14 protein-coding genes and 4 tRNA genes are annotated in these 20,205 nt (G+C 36.7%); 4 read left to right on the top strand and 14 right to left on the bottom strand.

What is annotated here, in order from left to right; translation table 11 throughout:
* Window positions 1-3: 3 nt before the first annotated feature.
* From rpoC to JKP34_RS04895, 13 genes are all read right to left on the bottom strand, one after another.
* Window positions 4-4,305 (bottom strand): DNA-directed RNA polymerase subunit beta', encoded by a 4,302-nt coding sequence (gene rpoC, locus JKP34_RS04955; RefSeq protein ID WP_201918300.1) that lies wholly within the window; start codon window positions 4,303-4,305, stop codon window positions 4-6.
* 60 nt (window positions 4,306-4,365) lie between these two features.
* A complete protein-coding gene (rpoB, locus tag JKP34_RS04950) occupies window positions 4,366-8,238 on the bottom strand; it encodes a DNA-directed RNA polymerase subunit beta (protein ID WP_201918299.1) in 3,873 nt (1,290 codons plus the stop codon).
* A 168-nt stretch (window positions 8,239-8,406) separates the two neighbouring features.
* A complete protein-coding gene (gene rplL / locus JKP34_RS04945; RefSeq protein WP_201918297.1) occupies window positions 8,407-8,787 on the bottom strand; it encodes a 50S ribosomal protein L7/L12 in 381 nt (126 codons plus the stop codon).
* Window positions 8,788-8,827: 40 nt separating this feature from the next.
* The gene (gene rplJ, locus JKP34_RS04940; RefSeq protein WP_201918295.1) at window positions 8,828-9,358 is read right to left on the bottom strand and encodes a 50S ribosomal protein L10; all 531 of its coding nucleotides are present in this window, start codon (window positions 9,356-9,358) and stop codon (window positions 8,828-8,830) included.
* Between the two features lies 1 nt (window position 9,359).
* Window positions 9,360-10,058 carry a 50S ribosomal protein L1 gene (rplA, locus tag JKP34_RS04935; RefSeq protein WP_201918292.1) on the bottom strand — a complete coding sequence of 233 codons (699 nt, stop codon included), beginning with the start codon at window positions 10,056-10,058 and terminating at the stop codon, window positions 9,360-9,362.
* A gap of 10 nt (window positions 10,059-10,068) precedes the next feature.
* Window positions 10,069-10,512 carry a 50S ribosomal protein L11 gene (gene rplK / locus JKP34_RS04930; protein WP_201918290.1) on the bottom strand — a complete coding sequence of 148 codons (444 nt, stop codon included), beginning with the start codon at window positions 10,510-10,512 and terminating at the stop codon, window positions 10,069-10,071.
* Between the two features lie 4 nt (window positions 10,513-10,516).
* On the bottom strand, window positions 10,517-11,074 hold the full coding sequence (nusG, locus tag JKP34_RS04925; protein WP_201918288.1) for a transcription termination/antitermination protein NusG: 558 nt from the start codon (window positions 11,072-11,074) through the stop codon (window positions 10,517-10,519).
* 25 nt (window positions 11,075-11,099) lie between these two features.
* Window positions 11,100-11,291, bottom strand: a complete 192-nt coding sequence (gene secE / locus JKP34_RS04920; RefSeq protein ID WP_201918286.1) for a preprotein translocase subunit SecE — start codon at window positions 11,289-11,291, stop codon at window positions 11,100-11,102.
* Window positions 11,292-11,313: 22 nt separating this feature from the next.
* Window positions 11,314-11,386, bottom strand: a tRNA-Trp gene (locus JKP34_RS04915).
* A gap of 115 nt (window positions 11,387-11,501) precedes the next feature.
* Complete coding sequence (gene tuf / locus JKP34_RS04910) at window positions 11,502-12,689, bottom strand: elongation factor Tu (RefSeq protein ID WP_201918284.1); 1,188 nt, start codon at window positions 12,687-12,689, stop codon at window positions 11,502-11,504.
* A gap of 61 nt (window positions 12,690-12,750) precedes the next feature.
* Window positions 12,751-12,822 (bottom strand) — tRNA-Thr (locus tag JKP34_RS04905).
* 119 nt (window positions 12,823-12,941) lie between these two features.
* Window positions 12,942-13,014 (bottom strand) — tRNA-Gly (locus JKP34_RS04900).
* 23 nt (window positions 13,015-13,037) lie between these two features.
* Window positions 13,038-13,120 (bottom strand) — tRNA-Tyr (locus JKP34_RS04895).
* Window positions 13,121-13,396: 276 nt separating this feature from the next.
* Between JKP34_RS04895 and JKP34_RS04890 the strand changes: the two genes are divergently transcribed.
* The 4 genes from JKP34_RS04890 (at window position 13,397) to JKP34_RS04875 (ending at window position 17,521) form a co-directional block, all read left to right on the top strand.
* Window positions 13,397-13,897 carry an acetyl-CoA carboxylase biotin carboxyl carrier protein subunit gene (locus JKP34_RS04890; RefSeq protein WP_201918282.1) on the top strand — a complete coding sequence of 167 codons (501 nt, stop codon included), beginning with the start codon at window positions 13,397-13,399 and terminating at the stop codon, window positions 13,895-13,897.
* A 10-nt stretch (window positions 13,898-13,907) separates the two neighbouring features.
* On the top strand, window positions 13,908-14,615 hold the full coding sequence (gene pyrH, locus JKP34_RS04885; protein WP_201918280.1) for a UMP kinase: 708 nt from the start codon (window positions 13,908-13,910) through the stop codon (window positions 14,613-14,615).
* Between the two features lie 13 nt (window positions 14,616-14,628).
* Window positions 14,629-15,189 (top strand): ribosome recycling factor, encoded by a 561-nt coding sequence (gene frr, locus JKP34_RS04880; protein ID WP_201918278.1) that lies wholly within the window; start codon window positions 14,629-14,631, stop codon window positions 15,187-15,189.
* Window positions 15,190-15,391: 202 nt separating this feature from the next.
* Complete coding sequence (locus JKP34_RS04875; protein WP_201918276.1) at window positions 15,392-17,521, top strand: ATP-binding protein; 2,130 nt, start codon at window positions 15,392-15,394, stop codon at window positions 17,519-17,521.
* On the opposite strand, the gene JKP34_RS04870 is transcribed toward JKP34_RS04875, so the two are convergent.
* Window positions 17,505-20,159, bottom strand: a complete 2,655-nt coding sequence (locus JKP34_RS04870; protein WP_201918274.1) for a DUF5686 and carboxypeptidase regulatory-like domain-containing protein — start codon at window positions 20,157-20,159, stop codon at window positions 17,505-17,507. The genes JKP34_RS04875 and JKP34_RS04870 overlap by 17 nt on opposite strands.
* Window positions 20,160-20,205 lie beyond the last annotated feature (46 nt).

Raw genomic sequence — 20,205 nt, 5'->3', positions numbered from 1 at the left:
ATCTTATTTATCTGCTTCTTCAGTTTGAGCTACTTTGTTTTCTTTAATCGCTTCAAGTTCCTCTTTAGAACCTACGATTAAATCGTTGTACTCTCTAAGCCCTGTACCAGCTGGTATCAAGTGACCAACAATAACATTCTCTTTCAAGCCTATTAGTTTATCCTCTTTACCTCTGATAGATGCCTCACTTAATACCTTAGTGGTTTCCTGGAAAGAAGCCGCAGATATAAAGCTTTCAGTACCTAATGAAGCTTGTGTGATACCTTGAAGTGTAGGCTTAGAAACAGCCGCTTCAGCATCTCTCACCTTCACAGTTTTCATATCCTTTCTCTTAAGTGTAGAATTTTCATCTCTTAACTTACGAGCTGATATGATTTGTCCTGGTTTAAGATTAGTAGAATCACCAGCATCGGTAACAACTTTCATATCCAGAATTCTATCATTTTCTTCTCTGAATACAAATCTATCAACCACCTGATTAGGCAAGAATACAGTATCACCAGATTCAAGAACCTGAACCTTCTGCATCATTTGTCTTACAATTACTTCAATGTGCTTATCATTGATCTTCACACCTTGTAATCGGTAAACTTCCTGAATTTCGTTTACAATGTATTCCTGAACTGCAGTAGGTCCTTTAATTGAAAGAATGTCATTAGGAGTTGTTGCACCATCAGAAAGAGAATAACCTGCTTTCACAAAGTCATTATCCTGAACTAGAATGTGCTTAGATAATGATACTAAGTATCTCTTCTTAACACCATCCTTAGATTCAATAAAGATTTCTCTATTACCTCTTTTAATACCACCATAAGTTACCACACCATCAATTTCTGACACAACAGCCGGATTCGATGGGTTTCTTGCCTCAAATAACTCAGTTACTCTTGGAAGACCACCAGTAATATCTTTTGACTTAGAAGTCGATCTAGGAATTTTAGCAAGAATTTGACCTGGTTTAATTTTCTGGTTGTCATCAACTGCTAAGTGAGCATCAACCGGAATGTTATAAACCTTATCATCTTTACCTTCAGTTTTAACTATAACCGCTGGGTTCTTAGTTTTATCCTTAGTGTCGATAATTACTTTCTCTCTGTGACCAGTTTGCTCATCAGACTCTTCTTTATAAGTAACACCTTCTTCGATTGATTCGAATTCAGCAACACCCTCAAATTCAGATAAGATCACCGCATTATAAGGATCCCAGAAACAAAGTTCTTCATCCTTCTCTACTTTCTGACCTTCTTTTACTTTAAGTACAGCACTGTAAGGCACGTTGTTGCTCATTAAGACTTTCTTAGTCTTAGGATCAACAATCTTTATCTCTCCAGATCTACCCATTACAACAGTGATCTTTTCACCATCAGAATTGGTTGATTGGATAGCTCTCAAATCTTCAAACTCCACAACACCAGCAAATTTGGCCTTTACAGTTGCTTCAACTGCAATGTTAGAAGCTGTACCACCTACGTGGAATGTTCTTAGTGTAAGCTGAGTACCTGGTTCACCAATTGACTGTGCAGCAATTACACCTACAGAGTCACCTTTATGTGCCATCTTAGAAGTAGCAAGGTTTCTACCATAACACTTACCACAAACTCCCTGACGAGTTTCGCAAGTTAGTACCGATCTGATTTCTACCTCTTCAATTGCGGAATTCTCAATAATTTCAGCAATTTCTTCACTTATTTGCTCTCCACTTTCTACAATTAACTCTTCAGAAACAGGATCATAAACATCATGAACAGAAACTCTACCTAATACCCTCTCATATAATGATTCAACAACTTCTTCATTATCCTTCAGAGCTGATACTGTAAGACCTCTTAATGTACCACAGTCAGTCTCGTTCACTACAACATCTTGTGCAACGTCAACTAAACGTCTGGTTAAGTAACCAGCATCGGCCGTTTTCAAGGCTGTATCTGCAAGACCCTTTCTAGCACCGTGAGTTGAAATAAAGTACTCGATTACATCAAGTCCTTCACGGAAGTTAGATAGAATTGGGTTTTCAATAATACCACCAACTGATCCTGCAAGGTTTTTCTGAGGCTTGGCCATTAGACCCCTCATACCACCTAGCTGACGAATCTGCTCTCTTGAACCTCTGGCTCCAGAGTGCATCATCATATAGATTGAGTTGAATCCCTGATCGTCTTCCTCAAGCTGCTGCATTAATGAGTTAGTCAACTGAGAGTTAATTCTAGTCCAGATATCAATTACCTGGTTGTAACGCTCGTTGTCTGTAATAAGACCCATTAAGTAGTTGTTCCAAACTGCATCTACCTCATCCTTAGCTTGCTCAACAAGTGTTTCCTTAATTTCAGGAACCATGATATCTCCAAGTCCCATTGATAAACCGCCCTTATAGGCCATTTGGAAACCTAGTTCTTTAATATCATCTAAGAATTGTGCAGTTCTGGCTGAACCACTTATCTTATATACATTAGAAATAATTACCTGTAATTTCTTTTTGGTAAGTAGCTCATTTACAAAGCCTACCTCTTTAGGTACACTTTGATTAAAGATTACCCTACCAGCTACAGTTTCAATTATTTTTGTCTCAAGCTCTCCACTAGGCGTTCTCACCTCAGTTCTCACCTTGATGTAAGCATGCTTAGAAAGCTGTCCTTCGTTAGTAGCAATAATTACTTCCTGAGGACTGTAGAAGGTTTTACCTTCACCTAAAACTTTTTCGTTTTCAGTACTTCTTCTACCCTTGGTTACATAATAAAGACCAAGTACCATGTCCTGAGAAGGTACTGTTATAGGAGCACCGTTAGCAGGATTCAGTATATTATGAGAAGAAAGCATTAATGTTGAAGCTTCCAAAATAGCCTCATGTCCTAATGGAACGTGAACAGCCATTTGGTCACCGTCAAAATCGGCATTAAATGCAGTACACGCTAATGGGTGCAACTGAATAGCCTTACCTTCTATTAGTTTAGGCTGGAATGCCTGAATACCCAATCTGTGAAGTGTTGGAGCACGGTTAAGAAGAACCGGATGTCCTTTCATTACATTCTCCAGAATATCCCAAACAACTGGATCTTTTCTGTCAACAATTTTCTTCGCAGACTTAACTGTCTTCACGATTCCTCTTTCGATTAGCTTTCTAATTACAAAAGGCTTAAAGAGCTCAGCTGCCATATTCTTAGGAATACCGCATTCGTGCATTTTCAACTCTGGTCCAACAACAATTACTGAACGACCTGAATAATCCACACGCTTACCTAATAAGTTCTGACGGAAACGACCTTGTTTACCTTTCAGCATATCTGAAAGTGATTTAAGGGCTCTGTTACCATCTGATCTTACCGCATTTACTTTTCTTGAGTTATCGAAAAGTGAATCTACAGCTTCCTGAAGCATACGTTTCTCATTTCTAAGAATAACTTCCGGAGCCTTAATATCAATCAATCTTTTCAGACGGTTATTTCTAATAATAACTCTTCTGTAAAGATCATTTAAATCTGATGTTGCAAATCGACCACCATCTAATGGCACTAATGGACGTAATTCAGGTGGAATTACAGGAACCATTTTAATGACCATCCACTCAGGTCTATTTTCTATTCTTGTTCTAGCATCACGGAAAGCCTCAACAACTCTTAATCGCTTAAGTGCTTCAGCTTTTCTTTGCTGAGAAGTATCAGTAGCTGCCTGATGACGCAATTCATAAGATAATTCATCTAACTTCAATCTGCCTAAAAGCATATCTAATGCTTCAGCACCCATTTTAGCGATGAATTTATTTGGATCATCATCATCTAGCTGTTGGTTTTCTCTTGGAAGCTTATCAAGAATATCAAGGTATTCATCTTCCGTTAAGAAATCCATATAGGCAGTTCCATCCTCTTCTTTAATACCAGGCTGGATTACTACATATCTTTCATAATAGATAATCTGATCTAATTTCTTAGTTGGTAAACCAAGAAGGTAACCTATTTTATTTGGCAATGATTTGAAGTACCATATATGAGCAACAGGAACCACAAGTTCAATGTGTCCCATTCTTTCTCTACGTACTTTCTTTTCAGTAACCTCAACACCGCAACGGTCACAGATAATACCTTTATAACGTATTCTCTTATATTTTCCGCAATGACACTCCCAATCCTTTACAGGGCCAAAAATTCTCTCACAGAATAAACCACCCATTTCAGGCTTATATGTTCTGTAATTAATTGTTTCTGGCTGGGTTACTTCACCATGAGAACTTTCAAGAATAGATTCTGGAGAAGCCAAACTGATAGTAATCTTGGAGAAATCAGTGTTGATCTTTTTATTTTTTTTGAATGCCATAATTGTTGGTATCTAAATATCTAAACAAGGGGGACTCGCGTCCCCTTATTAACAAATGAATTAATCTAGAGTGATTTCTAATGCTAAACCTCTCAACTCATGAACCAATACATTGAATGATTCAGGAATATTTGGTTTACCCATATTTTCACCCTTAACGATGGCTTCATAGGCTTTTGCTCTACCTATAACGTCATCTGATTTAATGGTTAGTATCTCTTGTAACACGTGAGATGCTCCGAAAGCCTCAAGTGCCCAAACCTCCATTTCTCCGAAACGCTGACCACCAAACTGTGCTTTACCACCCAGCGGCTGCTGCGTAATAAGTGAGTATGGTCCGATAGAACGTGCGTGCATCTTATCATCAACTAAGTGACCTAGTTTCAGCATATAGATGACACCTACTGTTACTTTCTGGTCAAACCTTTCACCAGTTAAACCATCAAACAAATGTGTTCTACCAAATTCTGGTAAGCCAGCATCTGACAATTCTTTAGAAACCTCATCAGCAGTTGCACCATCAAAAATTGGAGTAGCATATTTTCTACCTAATTTAAGACCTGCCCAACCAAGTACGGTTTCATAAATCTGACCGATGTTCATCCTTGAAGGTACACCTAATGGATTTAATACAATATCCACCGTAGAACCATCTTCAAGGAATGGCATATCCTCATCACGTACAATTTTGGCAACTACACCCTTGTTACCGTGACGACCTGCCATTTTATCACCAACTTTTAGTTTTCTCTTTTTAGCAACATAAACTTTAGCTAACTGAACAATACCAGCTGGTAATTCATCCCCTACCTCAAGTGTAAATCTCTCTCTTTTAAATTTACCCGCAATCTCGTTTCTCTTCTTATTATAATTTCTAACAAGATCAACGATTAACGCATTGGTATTTTCATCGTCTGTCCAATTATCAAGAATTAAATCAGATATCAAGTTTACCTCTTCAGGTACATTATAATTACTTTCATCTCTGTAGATATTCTTCTCAGGGAAAAGGTTCTTTTCAATATTATTTCTATTGAACTTAACACCTTTGCTCATGATCTCATCACCAAACTTGTGCTTGATGCCTTGAGAAGTTTTACCTTCAAGCAATTGAGTAAGTTTCTCAATTTTCTGCTCTCTGATAGTCAACAATTGACGACTGTATTCTTTAGAAAGTACTTCTACTTCTTTTTTAGCAGCAGCTCTTCCATCTTTATCTTTCTTATGGCGAGCAAATAATTTAGTATCAATTACAACACCTTTTAATGAAGGAGAGGCTTTCATTGAAGCATCTTTTACATCACCTGCTTTATCTCCGAAGATAGCTCTTAAAAGTTTTTCTTCCGGAGTAGGATCAGTTTCACCTTTAGGCGTGATTTTACCAATTAATATGTCACCTTCTGAAATTTCAGCACCAACTCGGATGATACCATTTTCATCTAAGTTTTTAACAGCTTCCTCACTTACGTTTGGAATTTCAGAAGTTAATTCTTCTTCACCACGCTTAGTATCTCTAACTTCAAGTTCAAATTCTTCAACGTGAATTGATGTAAAGATATCCTCTCTAACAACTCTCTCAGATATTACAATCGCATCCTCAAAGTTATAACCTTGCCAAGGCATGAAGGCAACCTTCATATTTCTACCTATAGCTAGTTCACCTTTTTCAGTAGCATAACCTTCACAAAGAATTTGACCTTTTTCAACTCTATCACCTTTGTATACTAATGACCTAAGGTTAATAGTAGTGTTTTGGTTAGTTCTTCTGAATTTGATTAAATCGTAAGTGATTTCATCATCATCAAACGACACCAACTCCTCTTCTTCGGTCATATCATACTTGATAACTATTTTTGTAGCATCAACATATGTTACTTCACCATCTTTCTCAGCTATAATTAAAGAGCGAGAATCTCTGGCAATTCTTCCTTCTAAACCTGTACCTACAATTGGCGCTTCAGGTCTTAACAAAGGAACAGCTTGACGCTGCATGTTTGATCCCATCAAAGCACGGTTCGCATCATCATGCTCCAAGAAAGGAATCATAGAAGCCGCAACCGATACAATCTGGTTAGGTGCAATATCCATGTAAGAAAGCTCTTTTGGCTCTAATACTGGGAAGTCACCTTCAAATCTTGCCTTTACTCTGTCATTTTCAAATTGGCCTTTATCACTGATAGGCGCATTAGCCTGCGCAATGTTGTGTTCATCTTCTTCTTCAGCAGTAAGGTATAATACATTACCACTCATATCCACTTTACCGTTTTCAACTTTACGATAAGGTGTTTCGATGAAGCCCATGCTGTTCACTTTAGCATGCACACATAGTGAAGAAATTAGTCCAATATTTGGACCCTCTGGCGTCTCAATAGTACAAAGACGACCATAGTGAGTATAGTGAACGTCACGAACCTCGAAACCAGCTCTTTCTCTTGAAAGACCACCAGGACCTAAGGCTGACATTCTTCTTTTATGTGTAATCTCAGATAATGGATTCGTTTGATCCATGAACTGAGATAATTGGTTAGTTCCAAAGAATGAGTTGATAACAGAAGAAAGTGTTCTGGCATTAATAAGATCAACAGGTTTAAAATCCTCATTATCTCTCACATTCATTCTTTCACGAATGGTACGAGCCATACGAGAAAGACCAACACCAAACTGAGCATATAATTGCTCACCTACTGTTCTAACTCTTCTATTACTTAAGTGGTCAATATCATCAACAATAGCTTTAGAGTTGATTAACCCAATTAAGTATTTTACAATGTGGATGATATCAACTTTTGTTAAAACCTTAGTTTCAGCATCGATATCTAATCCTAATTTTTTATTAATTCTGTAACGACCAACTTCACCTAAATCATAACGCTTTTCAGAGAAGAATAGGTTGTTTATGATCTCACGGGCAGTAGCTTCATCTGGAGCTTCAGTATTTCTCAACTGACGATAGATCTGTTCTACAGCTTCTTTTTCAGAGTTAGAGTTATCCTTTTGAAGGGTGTTATATACAATACTATAATCAGTAATGTTAACATCTTTTCTGTGAAGGATAATTGACTTAACACCAGCATCGATGATCAAATCGATATCTTCTTCCTCAATTACAGAATCTCTTTCTAATAAAACCTCGTTTCTATCAATAGATACCACTTCACCAGTATCCTCATCCACGAAATCTTCCGTCCAGGTTCTTAAAACCCTTGCCGCTAATTTTCTACCTACAGCTTTCTTTAAAGCCGCTTTAGTTCCATTAACTTCTTCAGATAAATTAAAAAGATCTAAAATGTCTTTATCAGAGCCATAACCTATAGCTCTTAATAATGTAGTAACAGGAAATTTCTTCTTCCTGTCAATGTAAGCGTACATAACGTTATTAACGTCAGTCGCAAATTCTATCCAAGAACCTTTGAAAGGAATAATCCTAGCTGAATATAATTTTGTACCATTGGTGTGCTTGCTCTGAGCAAAGAATACACCTGGGGATCTATGTAGCTGAGATACAATAACTCTTTCTGCTCCATTGATAATGAAAGATCCCTTCTCGGTCATATAAGGAATATTACCTAAGAAAACTTCTTGCTCAATAGTTTCGAAATCCTCATTATCTTCATCGTTACACAATAAGCGTAACTTAGCCTTTAATGGCACTGAATAAGTTAAACCTCTATCTATGCAACCATCAATGTCATACTTTGGAGGATCTACCAGATAGTCAACAAATTCAAGAACAAAATTCTCACGTGAATCAGAGATTGGGAAATTCTCTTGAAACACTTTAAAAATACCTTCTTCAGCTCTCTTTTCTGCTGGAGTTTCTAATTGAAAAAAGTCCTTGAATGATTGTAACTGTACATCTAGGAAATCAGGGTAATCAATTACCCTCTTAATAGAGGAGAAATTGATTCTTTCAGATTGATTTATATTAGCCAAGGCTCTGAATATTTAAAGTTGTGTATTAAAAGGTAAGTGTCATAAGACACAAATTGTTTGCACTAAAATATGTACAAACAGGAAAAGACCTGAGCCTGACATAAACGTCAGGCACCAGGCCTAATTTCTTGGGCAGAAATCAGCTAATCCATTCAGGATTAAATCTGATTACTTTAATTCTACTTCTGCACCAGCTTCTTCAAGCTGCTTTTTAAGTGCTTCTGCTTCGTCTTTAGCTACTCCTTCTTTAACAGCTTTAGGAGCGCCATCAACTAATTCTTTAGCTTCTTTCAAGCCCAAACCAGTTAATTCTTTAACTGCTTTAACAACTTGTAGCTTAGCAGAGCCTGCTGAAGTTAATACTACGTCAAAAGAAGATTTCTCTTCTGCAGCACCTTCTCCACCACCAGCGCCACCTGCCATCATAACAGGAGCAGCTGCTGCTGCAGGTTCGATACCGTGTGTTTCTTTAAGGTAATCAGCAAGTTCATTAACTTCCTTTACTGTTAATTCTACTAATTGATCTCCAATTGCTTTGATATCAGCCATGATTGTGTTATTTAAATTTAATGTTTTTGTTCTTTTTTTCTTATTGTGCTCTTTCTTCAAGCGCTTTTACTAATCCAGAAATCTTGTTCCCACCACTTTGAAGTGCTGAAACAACATTCTTCGCTGGAGACTGTAGTAATGCAATAACATCACCGATAAGCTCATTTTTAGATTTAAGCTCACTTAAATAAGTTAAGTGCTCTTCACCAACGAAAACATCTGTATCTATAGCAGCCGCTTTAAGCAAGGGCTTATTTAAATCATGTTTCTTACGAAACTCTTTTAAAACTTTTGCAGGAGCGTTTCCTACTTCTGGAGAAAACAGTATTCCTGAAAACCCTTTAAGGCTATCAAACATACCAGAAAAATCTGCTTCCTGTTTCTCTAGCGCTTTTTGGATAAAAGAGTTTTTTACAACTTTGTATTCAACTCCTTTTTCGTAACAAAACGCTCTAAAAGCATTAGTTTCTGCCACAGATAATCCAGAAGCATCCGCTACATAGAAATATCCAGTGTTAGAAAGTTTTTCAGTAAGCTCCTCTATAAGTTGTCCTTTTTCTTGCCTAGTCATATTAAATTCCAGCTATAGAGTTTTTGTCAATTGAGATACCAGTACTCATAGTAGAGGACATGGTCATGCTCATAAAATAAGTACCTTTAGCAGAAGCTGGTTTTAGCTTAGCTAAAGTTTGGATCAATTCACTTGCATTGTCAGCAATTTTCTCTGGTGAGAAGGAAGCTTTACCAACACTTGCATGTATAATACCGAATTTATCCACCTTAAAGTCAATTTTACCTGACTTCACCTCTTGAACCGCCTTTCCAACATCAAGCGTAACAGTTCCTGATTTTGGATTTGGCATTAGACCTCTTGGTCCAAGAACCTTACCTAGTCTACCAACTTTAGCCATAACAGTTGGCATGGTAACTATAATATCTATATCAGTCCAACCGCCTTCGATTTTCGTGATATATTCGTCTAATCCTACATAATCAGCACCAGCATCTTTAGCTTCCTGTTCTTTGTCAGGAGTAACCAATGCCAATACTTTTACATCTTTACCAGTACCGTGCGGAAGTGCTACCACTCCTCTTACCATCTGGTCAGCTTTTCTAGGATCTACTCCTAATCTGATATCTAAATCAATAGAAGCATCAAATTTGGTAGTAGTAATTTCTTTAACAAGAGAAGATGCCTCTGCCAAAGAATACTTTTTATCAGCGTCAATTTTTTCCGCTGCTAATTTTTGGTTTTTTGTTAGCTTAGCCATTTTCTTGTTTTTATGATTCCCAAGGAGCAGTTCCTGTAACTCTTAACCCCATACTTCTTGCAGTACCAGCCACCTGACGCATAGCTGACTCTACTTTGAAAGCATTTAAATCAGGCATTTTAGTTTCTGCAATTTCTTTTATCTGATCCCAAGTAACCGATCCAACTTTGTTACGGTTAGGTTCCGCAGAACCTTTCTTTTTCTTGGCAGCGTCTAAAAGCAATACCGGAGCAGGAGGAGTTTTAACTACAAAGTCAAAAGACTTATCTGAATAAATTGTAATTAAAACCGGAAGTACTTGACCAGCTTTCTCTTGAGTTCTCGCATTAAACTGCTTACAAAACTCCATTATATTAAGTCCTTTACTACCTAAAGCAGGACCCACTGGAGGTGAAGGGTTAGCAGCGCCTCCTTTAATCTGTAATTTCAGATATCCACTTATTTCCTTAGCCATCTTGCTATTCTGTTTTTTCTACTTGCATGTAATTCAATTCCACAGGGGTATTTCTACCAAAGATTTTTACCATCACGTTGAGTTTCTTTCTTTCTTCAAAAACTTCCTCAACAGATCCTGTAAAACCACTAAAAGGTCCATCCATCACTTTAACTGATTCACCCACTATATATGGAGTGCTCAGCTTTTCATCCATCTCTTCAGTCTCGTCAACCTTACCTAGTATTCTATTAACCTCTGATTGCCTCAAAGGCACCGGTGTTTTAGCATCACCCGAACCGTTTCCTCCTAAGAAACCGATTACTCCAGGTATACTCGTAATGGCATGATTTGCTTCTCCATTAGAAATATCAGCCGAAACGAATACGTAACCAGGAAAAAAGTTTCTTTCCCTTACTCGTTTCTTCCCATTTCTCATCTCATACACCTTTTCTGTAGGTATAAGTATTTGAGGAATGAACTCTTCTAACTTCTGACGAGCAATTTCAGTCTCAAGATAAGTTTTCACTTTCTTCTCCTGACCACTAACTACTCTTAATACATACCATTTAAACTCTGACATTATCTAATTCTTAAATTCTCAAATGCTAAAAAGCATTATAAAACCATTCCATAGCATTATCAAACGCCAAATCAATAACACCGATTAAGAGCGCAAAAATTAAGGAAGCAACCAATACTAATATGGAGCTATTCTGCAATTTGCTATAACTCGGCCATGTAACCTTATAACGCATTTCAGACCAAGACTCCTTTAGAAATAATGTTAATTTTTGCATCTTCTATAATGTTTCAATATTGCACGGGAGGTAGGACTCGAACCCACAACCAACGGTTTTGGAGACCGCTACTCTACCAATTGAGCTACACCCGTAAATACCTATGCTACCCAAAATGGTGTGCAAAGGTAGATAAAACTTTTATATGAAACAAATGCGCTCCCAAAAAATTGAGAACGCATCTGATTTCTATCTAATCTATTTTAAAAGTTAGTCTAAAATCTCAGTTACCTGTCCGGCACCTACTGTTCTACCACCCTCACGGATAGCGAATCTTAGACCTTTTTCACAAGCTACTTTGTTGATCAACTTAACTTCGATAGTTACGTTATCACCAGGCATTACCATTTCAACATCTTTTGGTAAGAAAATCTCACCAGTAACGTCAGTTGTTCTTAAGTAGAACTGTGGACGATATTTGTTGAAGAATGGAGTGTGACGACCACCTTCTTCTTTTGAAAGAACGTAAACCTCAGCTTTGAAGTGAGCATGTGGATTAACAGATCCAGGCTTACAAATAATCATACCTCTTTTGATCTGAGCTTTTTCAATACCTCTTAACAAAAGACCTACGTTATCACCAGCTTCACCTCTGTCTAATATCTTTCTAAACATCTCAACACCAGTTACTGTAGACTTAAGTCCTTCAGCACCCATACCGATTAAATCAACTGGATCACCAGAGTTGATTACACCTCTTTCGATTCTACCAGTTGCAACAGTACCTCTACCAGTAATAGAGAATACATCCTCTACAGGCATTAAGAAATCTTTATCAGTTAATCTTTCTGGTAATGGAATATACTCATCAACAGCTGCCATTAATTCGTCTACTTTAGCAACCCACTCAGCTTCACCGTTAAGTGCACCTAGAGCAGACCCTTGGATAACTGGAAGGTCATCACCTGGGAAATCGTAGAAAGAAAGTAATTCTCTAACTTCCATTTCAACTAACTCTAAAAGCTCAGCATCATCTACTAAATCAACTTTGTTTAAGAAAGCAACAACAGCTGGTACACCTACCTGGCGAGCAAGAAGGATGTGCTCACGAGTTTGTGGCATTGGACCATCAGTAGCAGCAACTACTAAGATAGCACCATCCATTTGAGCAGCACCAGTTACCATGTTCTTAACGTAATCCGCGTGACCTGGACAGTCAACGTGAGCATAGTGTCTGTTTTCTGTAGCGTACTCTACATGAGAAGAGTTAATTGTAATACCTCTTTCTTTCTCTTCAGGAGCGTTATCAATAGAAGAGAAATCTCTTGCATCAGCAAATCCTTTATCAGATAATACTTTACAGATTGCTGCAGTTAATGTAGTTTTACCATGATCCACGTGACCGATAGTTCCGATATTCACGTGTGGTTTCGAACGGTCAAAGGTTTCTTTAGCCATATTTGAAAAATCCTCAGTTTAGTTAAAATTTATTATTTAAGTATTCAATAAACACTGATTGAGCCAACGAGGGGATTTGAACCCCCGACCTCTTCCTTACCAAGGAAGCACTCTACCCCTGAGCTACATCGGCTTATCAATTATTTAAATTGATTGCTCTTTTTTATTGCCAAAATAGGCATATCCTATTAAAGGCAGTCACGTAACCGTTCTGCCTCAAAACCGAATGCTCAGTAAAACTTTTATCATTAGAGCGGGAGACGAGGCTCGAACCCGCGACCTGCAGCTTGGAAGGCTGCCGCTCTACCAACTGAGCTACTCCCGCATTTCCACCTTTAAAGGTAGTTGTGGGGGAAACAGGATTCGAACCTGTGAAGTCGAAAGACAACGGATTTACAGTCCGTCCCAGTTGGCCGCTTTGGTATTCCCCCAATAGTTTCAATAAGCATTCTCTAAAACCCTTTCGTTTTAGGAAGTGCAAAATTATATGCTTTATTTATTTTATCAAACTTTAGATCAAAAAAAGCTGTCTTTTTTTTATTAATTAAACATCAATCATTAAAAATGCTTGAATCTCAATCAGTTGCAAGTTTTTAAAAATTATACTTCAACTTAAAATAAATATGGGTTCAGATTTTTTTGTACTTTGAATAACGAATAGGTGTGATTTATAAAGCTAATTTTTAACTTCGTGCTAAATTTTAATTATGTATAAGATCAAACTTGACAAGCAGGAGACTGAGTTTGAAACTTCTTACCAGAAAGATCAGCTTGTTGTTAATGATAAAATACTCGATTGGGACATCTCGCCAATTGATGAAAATTCCTTTCATATTATAAATAATGCCAAGACCTATACTGCTCATGTTGTATCGGTAGATTATGAAAGTAAAACCTTCACTCTCAAAATAAACGGCAAAACTACCACACTCTCTTTGAAAGATAAGATGGACTTATTGCTTGAAAAACTAGGCATGAGTGATCTAGCAAATAGCCAGCTTAACGACTTAAAGGCTCCAATGCCGGGTCTTATTGCTGATATTTTGGTGAAAGAAGGAGATGAAGTTCAGAAAGGTGATTCTCTTTTAATTCTTGAGGCAATGAAAATGGAAAATGTTATTAAAGCCGCAGGTGAGGGAACTATTAAACAAATCAAAATCAAAAAAGGCGAAAGCGTAGAAAAGAATCAATTGCTTATAGAATTTTAAATCCTGCTCAATGAAATACAAACGCATATTATTAAAACTTAGTGGTGAAGCCCTTATGGGTGATGAAGGTTATGGCATAGACCCAAAAAGACTTGAGCAGTATGCTCAGGAAATAAAAAAGGTGAAGGACTTGGGACTGGAGATAGCCATTGTAATTGGGGGAGGCAATATTTTTAGAGGTATTCAAGCTGAGGGTGCGGGTATTGATCGTGTTCAAGGAGATTATATGGGCATGTTGGCCACCGTAATAAATGGGATGGCAGTTCAAGGTGTATTGGAAAATCATGGCATGTACACCCGTTTGATGTCAGGATTTAAGATAGAGCAGGTTTGCGAACCTTTTATAAGAAGAAGGGCCATCAGGCATTTGGAAAAAGGAAGAGTGGTCATATTTGGTGCTGGCATCGGGAATCCATATTTCACTACTGACTCTACTGCTAGTTTAAGAGCCATCGAAATTGAGGCTGATGTAGTATTGAAAGGTACTCGAGTAGATGGAGTTTATACGGCAGACCCTGAAAAAGATGCTGATGCAAAGCGTTACTCAAAAATTTCTTTCCAAGAGGTGTATGAGAAAGGATTGAATGTGATGGACATGACAGCCTTTACCTTGTGCCAGGAAAATGATTTACCAATTATTGTATTTGATATGAACAAACCAGGTAACCTACTTGATTTAGTTAATGGTGAAAAAGTAGGAACCCTGATCCAATCTTAATTTATACTTAAACATGGAAGAAATAGATCTGATTTTAGAAGAAGCCAAAGAGCAAATGGAACGTGCTATTAAGCACACCAAAAGTGAATTACAGAAAATTAGAGCAGGAAAGGCATCTCCAAATATGCTTGACGGATTGATGGTGATGTACTATGGTAACCCTACTCCTATAAATCAAGTGGCTTCTGTTTCCACTCCAGATGCCAGATCAATTATTATAAAACCTTTCGAAAAAGGCTCAATCCCGGAAATTGAAAAGGCTATAATTAATTCAGATTTGGGCTTTAATCCTCAAAATGACGGAGATATTGTAAGAATTAGCATACCACCACTTACTGAAGAGAGAAGGATTGCCTTGAGTAAACAAGCAAAAAACGAGGCTGAAGACGGTAAAATTTCAATAAGAAATAGTAGAAAGGAAGCTAATGATGAGCTTAAAAAATTACTTAAAGAAAGCGTTTCTGAAGATGACGTTAAAGATGGAGAAGACTCTGTTCAAAAACTTACTGATACTTATGTGAAAAGGATAGATGAAATACTTGAGCACAAAGAAAAGGAAATTATGACGGTTTAATCTTAGTAATTTACTATTTAAACGAAGAAAGGAAAGCCTATAATAGAGGTTTTCCTTTTTTTGTATATTATTGTATATCAGCCATTAAACTTTGCTCAAAAAAAATCTCCCCTTTGCAAAGAGCTTATTATGATTTATTAGTTATAAAATCAACATAAATGAAACCTTGAAGGTAAACCCGTTTCACATAGCGCTCCTTTTCATGGTTATTAGTTTTGCTAAAGCACAAAATAAAACTGATAGCCTTAGACGAGAACTGCGCAAAAAATCAGGTTCTGAAAGAGTTGATATACTAAATAAATTAACAATTGATAGCTGGCTCAACTACCCGGATATAGCTGAACAATACGCTAAAGAGGCGCTTTTTCTTGCAAGGGCTAGTGGTGATTCAACTAAAATATCAAAATCATTAAGGCTACTGGGCGGAGTTTTTCTTTATCAGGGTTTCGCTCTTGAAGCACTTGACTATAACAAACAATCACTAGCTATTGCACTGAGTATAAAAGATTCAGCTTTAATTAACTCTTCTTTAAATAATATTGGTTTTACTTACTTTAACCTCAATAATTATCAAAGTGCACTTGAATATTTACTAAGATCTTTAAAAGTAAAAGAGCTTACAGGTGATGAATATGGAATGGAGCATACCCTAAATAACATAGGTTTGATCTATCAGCGTGCTAAAAACCACCAAAAAGCTCTTAGTTACTTTGAAAGGGGCTATCAACAAGCTATTAAAAATGATAATAATGACTTACAGATTTATTCTTTAAATAATTCAGCTCGTTCATATATCGCCCAGAAAAGGATCAATAAAGCAAAAGAAACACTCAAAAAATCGTTGAAAATTGGTAAAACAACAGACAACAACATCTGGAAAGCTGTCACACTTATGGAGATAGGTGAAATCCAATTTATTGAGAATAACTACGATTCGGCTCTTGACTTACTTAATAAGGCTATTACTAAACAAACGGCTATTAATGACAGAAAAGGACTAGCCAAGTCTCATACGCTTGAAGCCAAAATATATCTGGCTCAAAAAAATTATGACCCAGTCGTGAAACATCTTAATAAAAGTGATTCTTTGGCAAAAATTAGTAATGCATCAGAAATTACCTTATCAAATTATATTGTTTACAAAGAGCTTTTTTTAGCACTAAATAATTTCAGTCGAGCTAATGAGTACGTGGAGATGTACTTGAATAAAAGAGACTCTCTTTATACACAAGTATTAGATAGAAATTTATCTTTAATACCAGGTAAACTGCAAGAAGAAGAAAACAGAATAAAATTTCAGGATGCTGAGATGCAGCTCAAAAGTGAGCGCTTTCAAAACCTTATTTACATTTCATTCATCATCTTGATTTTACCCTTTTCAATTCTTCTTTTTATGCTTTACAGAAGAAATAAAAAGATAAATCATTCTTTAGAAAAGCAAAATGACACCATTGAAGCCCAAAAGGAAGAAATTGAAACCCAAAAAGAATACATGGAAGAAAATTTCCGAGAATTGGAAATTGCGAAAAACCTCATTAGTAACCAGAGGGATGAGTTAGAGGTGCTGAATAAGCAGCTTGAGGGTAAGGTAGATGCCAGCACCACAGAATTAAAAAAGGTAAATGAATCGTTAAAAGCCACCAGTCTTGAGCTGGACAATTTTATTTACAAATCATCCCATGATATTAAAGGACCACTCGTTAGGCTAATGGGCATTTGCTCACTGGCATTAAAAGATATTACTGATGAAAAGTCATTAGATTATTTTATCATGTTAGATAAAGCTACTAAGCGATTAAACTTTATCATTGATGAACTTAAATTGATTAGTGAGCTCAATGCTAAAGTTATAGAAGTAAGTAGAATCCCATTTGACGAAATAATTGAAGAATGTAAAAGTGAAATTGCTTACATAGAAAATATTTCTTCGATTAACATAAAAGTTGATAAACAGGAATCAATTCAACTTCTCTCTGATATAGAGTTAGTAAGACTTATCATTTTTAACCTATTACAGAACTCCTTTCAAATTCTTAAAAGTGAACAGATAGCAGATAAAGAAGTGATGCTGTCGTTATTTGAAGAAGAGGATCGCGTCATCATTAAACTTGACCTTTTACACCTAAAGCTGAGGGTTGAAGAAATATCTCAGTTGATCGATAGCCTGTCAAAAGCGAATAAAGAATTTAATAACCTGAGCATTGGATTGTACACCATTATTCTTTGCCTAAATAAATTAAATGGCGCATTCGAATTAAAATCCGGAGAATCTGGCAATACGATATTTGAAGTTCATATCCCTAAAACGGAAGCCATCAATCTTCAACGTTAACTTGCACGCTGCTACCCAATGTAGTAGAAATTCCTACTCTTATTCCCCACCCTTGATATTTGAGGTCTTCAAAACTTGTCGCAAACTCTACCCTAAAGAAGTTGAGAATTCCTTCAAGGGAATAGCCAAATTCCATATAATTCTTGCTATCTGGCGTATATAGGTAGTTAGCAAAAGCACCTTCTCTTAATCCAAAAAGGCGAGTAGCAGGAATCTGTGTTATAAAAAATTTTCTGAACCTATGAAAAAGAAACCCCTGAGCATATTGCGCATCAGTGCTGTATAAATAATAATCTAAGAGTCGAAAACTTTTTACAGGATCAGCCTGGGTAACAAATGATCTATTTCCAGGAAAATGAGCAAAATCCATAAAACCAAGAGCGCTATTATTAAGAAATCCGCCCACTTTTAAATCATAAAAAAGCGTACCCTTCAGGCCAAAGTCAATATCATTTCTATACTCAAGCTCCACTCTGTCGAAATTTACATCGCTACCAAAAAGTTCACTAATACCTTTATAGTATCCGAAACTAATCTGTTGAGCATCCTTAAAAATTGGTCGTCTTACTCCATTTCGAATTACGTATTTCACATTCGGTCGATAGGTTAACTTTACCTCTGCGGTTAAGGCACGCTGATTTTGAAACTCCTCAATAAGCCTTACATGATTCGGAATATTTGGTGTAAACTCTCGTTTCCAGTTAATAAAAGAGTAATCTGTGTTATTTAATAGCTTATATCTCTGTTCGAAGTTTAGGTTTCCTGAAATATTCCATTTTGACGAAAAACGTTTATCAAATGCCAATTGAAGAAAATCCTTCTCATAAAGCTTCATGAAATTCTGTTCCCAAACCAGTGTAAAACTTGTATTAATTAATGGTGATAAGGCCGGTAAATCATTGAACTGACTAACATATCTACCTCCTGTTAGGGCTAAATTGCCTGTAGAGAATCGATATTTTGCCATAAGCTTCCCTGTAAATGTATTTCTGGCAGCTGCATATCTTAAGGTTGGCTTTAACAATAAGTAAGGTGAGTTATAATATGTATAGTCTTTTGCAGACAAATCTACATTTTGAATTGTAGAAGGTAGTTTCCTTTTAAAGCCTAGACTATAATCTACATTTAAACCTTCAACCGTATTAAACTGAGTGCTTAACAAAGCATTGTAAATAATAAATTGATTCTTGCCTGCACTATCCAGATTATACCTGCCTCCGAAAAGTATATCAGTAATTTGAAATGTTCCCCTTTTAGCATTCTTAGCAGAATCTGCCTGATCACGCTCCGCTCTTAATATACTTAGACTATCTATTTTGGCATAGCCTCGTTTTTCATTTATTGATAATGGTATAGGCCTTACTTTGCTCCAAAAGAGTGAATCCTGATTGAAAGCCATCGAGTCAATTTTAAAATCATAAATACCTACAACATCAATCTTCTCAAGTGAATCAGTTTCATTCTTCTCAAACTGCTCAACAATCTCAGAAAGATCTTCGACCACTACTTCCTTTTTACTTCCCGATTGCTTTTTAAGTGTTTGTATTGATAGATTTTCTTCTTTAGCTGAATTACTTTTTTTATCAGCATCAACAATTACAATTTGTTTAGGAAAGGCAGGATTAAGTTGTACGCTGTAGTTAGATACGCTTGCCAAATAATCAAATTCAAAATCTACTCCCATTACCTCACCATCGGCCATTAAATGATGCGTAATAGGCATCCATGAAGCTTGATCGATAAATTCATACACTTGCTTGATTCTAAACTTAATACCAAAATCAATTTGTGTAGTTAAATCCACACTGTATAGGGCCCAATCCTCCTCAACTAATTGAATTTCGCCCTCAAATACATTAGGAGCATCTACCTTTGGAGTGACTCTAATTCTGTTAATCAAATGATTACCATCCATAAAAGCACCGAGATGCTTGAACTTATAGTACTTAAAAGCCTTGGTTGATAAAGGTGAGATAGCCTCTCCTATTTCTTCCTGATAGAAACTCCCCGCGATGTAAGGCATTGGATTTGCGTTAAAGTCGGTTTCCTTCGAGGCATAAATTGAGATAACCTTTTCTTTGAATTGATTGGGTCGTTTATAGCTAATCTCGCTCACGGATTCTGTAATAATCAGGGTAGATGTATCAATCCCCTCTTTTTTTAACACACCTCTCAAGTAAAAAGGAATATCTGTAATGCGTCCCTTTCCTTTTACATAAACTCTGGCCTTATATCCATCAATAAACTGGCGGTGATAGCTACTTTTGGCAATAGCTCTTCTCATCATCCAGTTGGCTGGATCCGTAGCGGTAGCAGAGGTGACAACTTCATTTAGAAGTAAGGTTTGAGGCGCCAGATAAACATCCTGACGCGTAAAGCCTTCTGTTATCTCAATTTCCTTAATTTGGGTATCATAGCCAATAAATTTGTACTCTATCTGGTATTTACCTTGTGGCAAATTAAGTTCATAATAGGCATCAGCATTTGTTGAAGTTCCACTACCTGAACCAGGCACATAGATTGTAGCAAAGGGCAGTAGTGAACCATTTTCATCATATATCGTACCCCTAACTCCCTGAGCAAAAGCATTATAAATGGTGATAGTTGTAAGCAGTAAGAAAACTAAATACTTAGCCATTATTGATATTAAAGGGTTTGATCACGAAGTAGACGCACCAGGCAGA

Origin of the sequence: Marivirga atlantica (assembly GCF_016734805.1) — a bacterium.
GTDB lineage: Bacteria > Bacteroidota > Bacteroidia > Cytophagales > Cyclobacteriaceae > Marivirga > Marivirga atlantica.
Note: the sequence above shows the minus strand (reverse complement) of the source record. Positions and strands in the feature narration are given on the sequence as shown.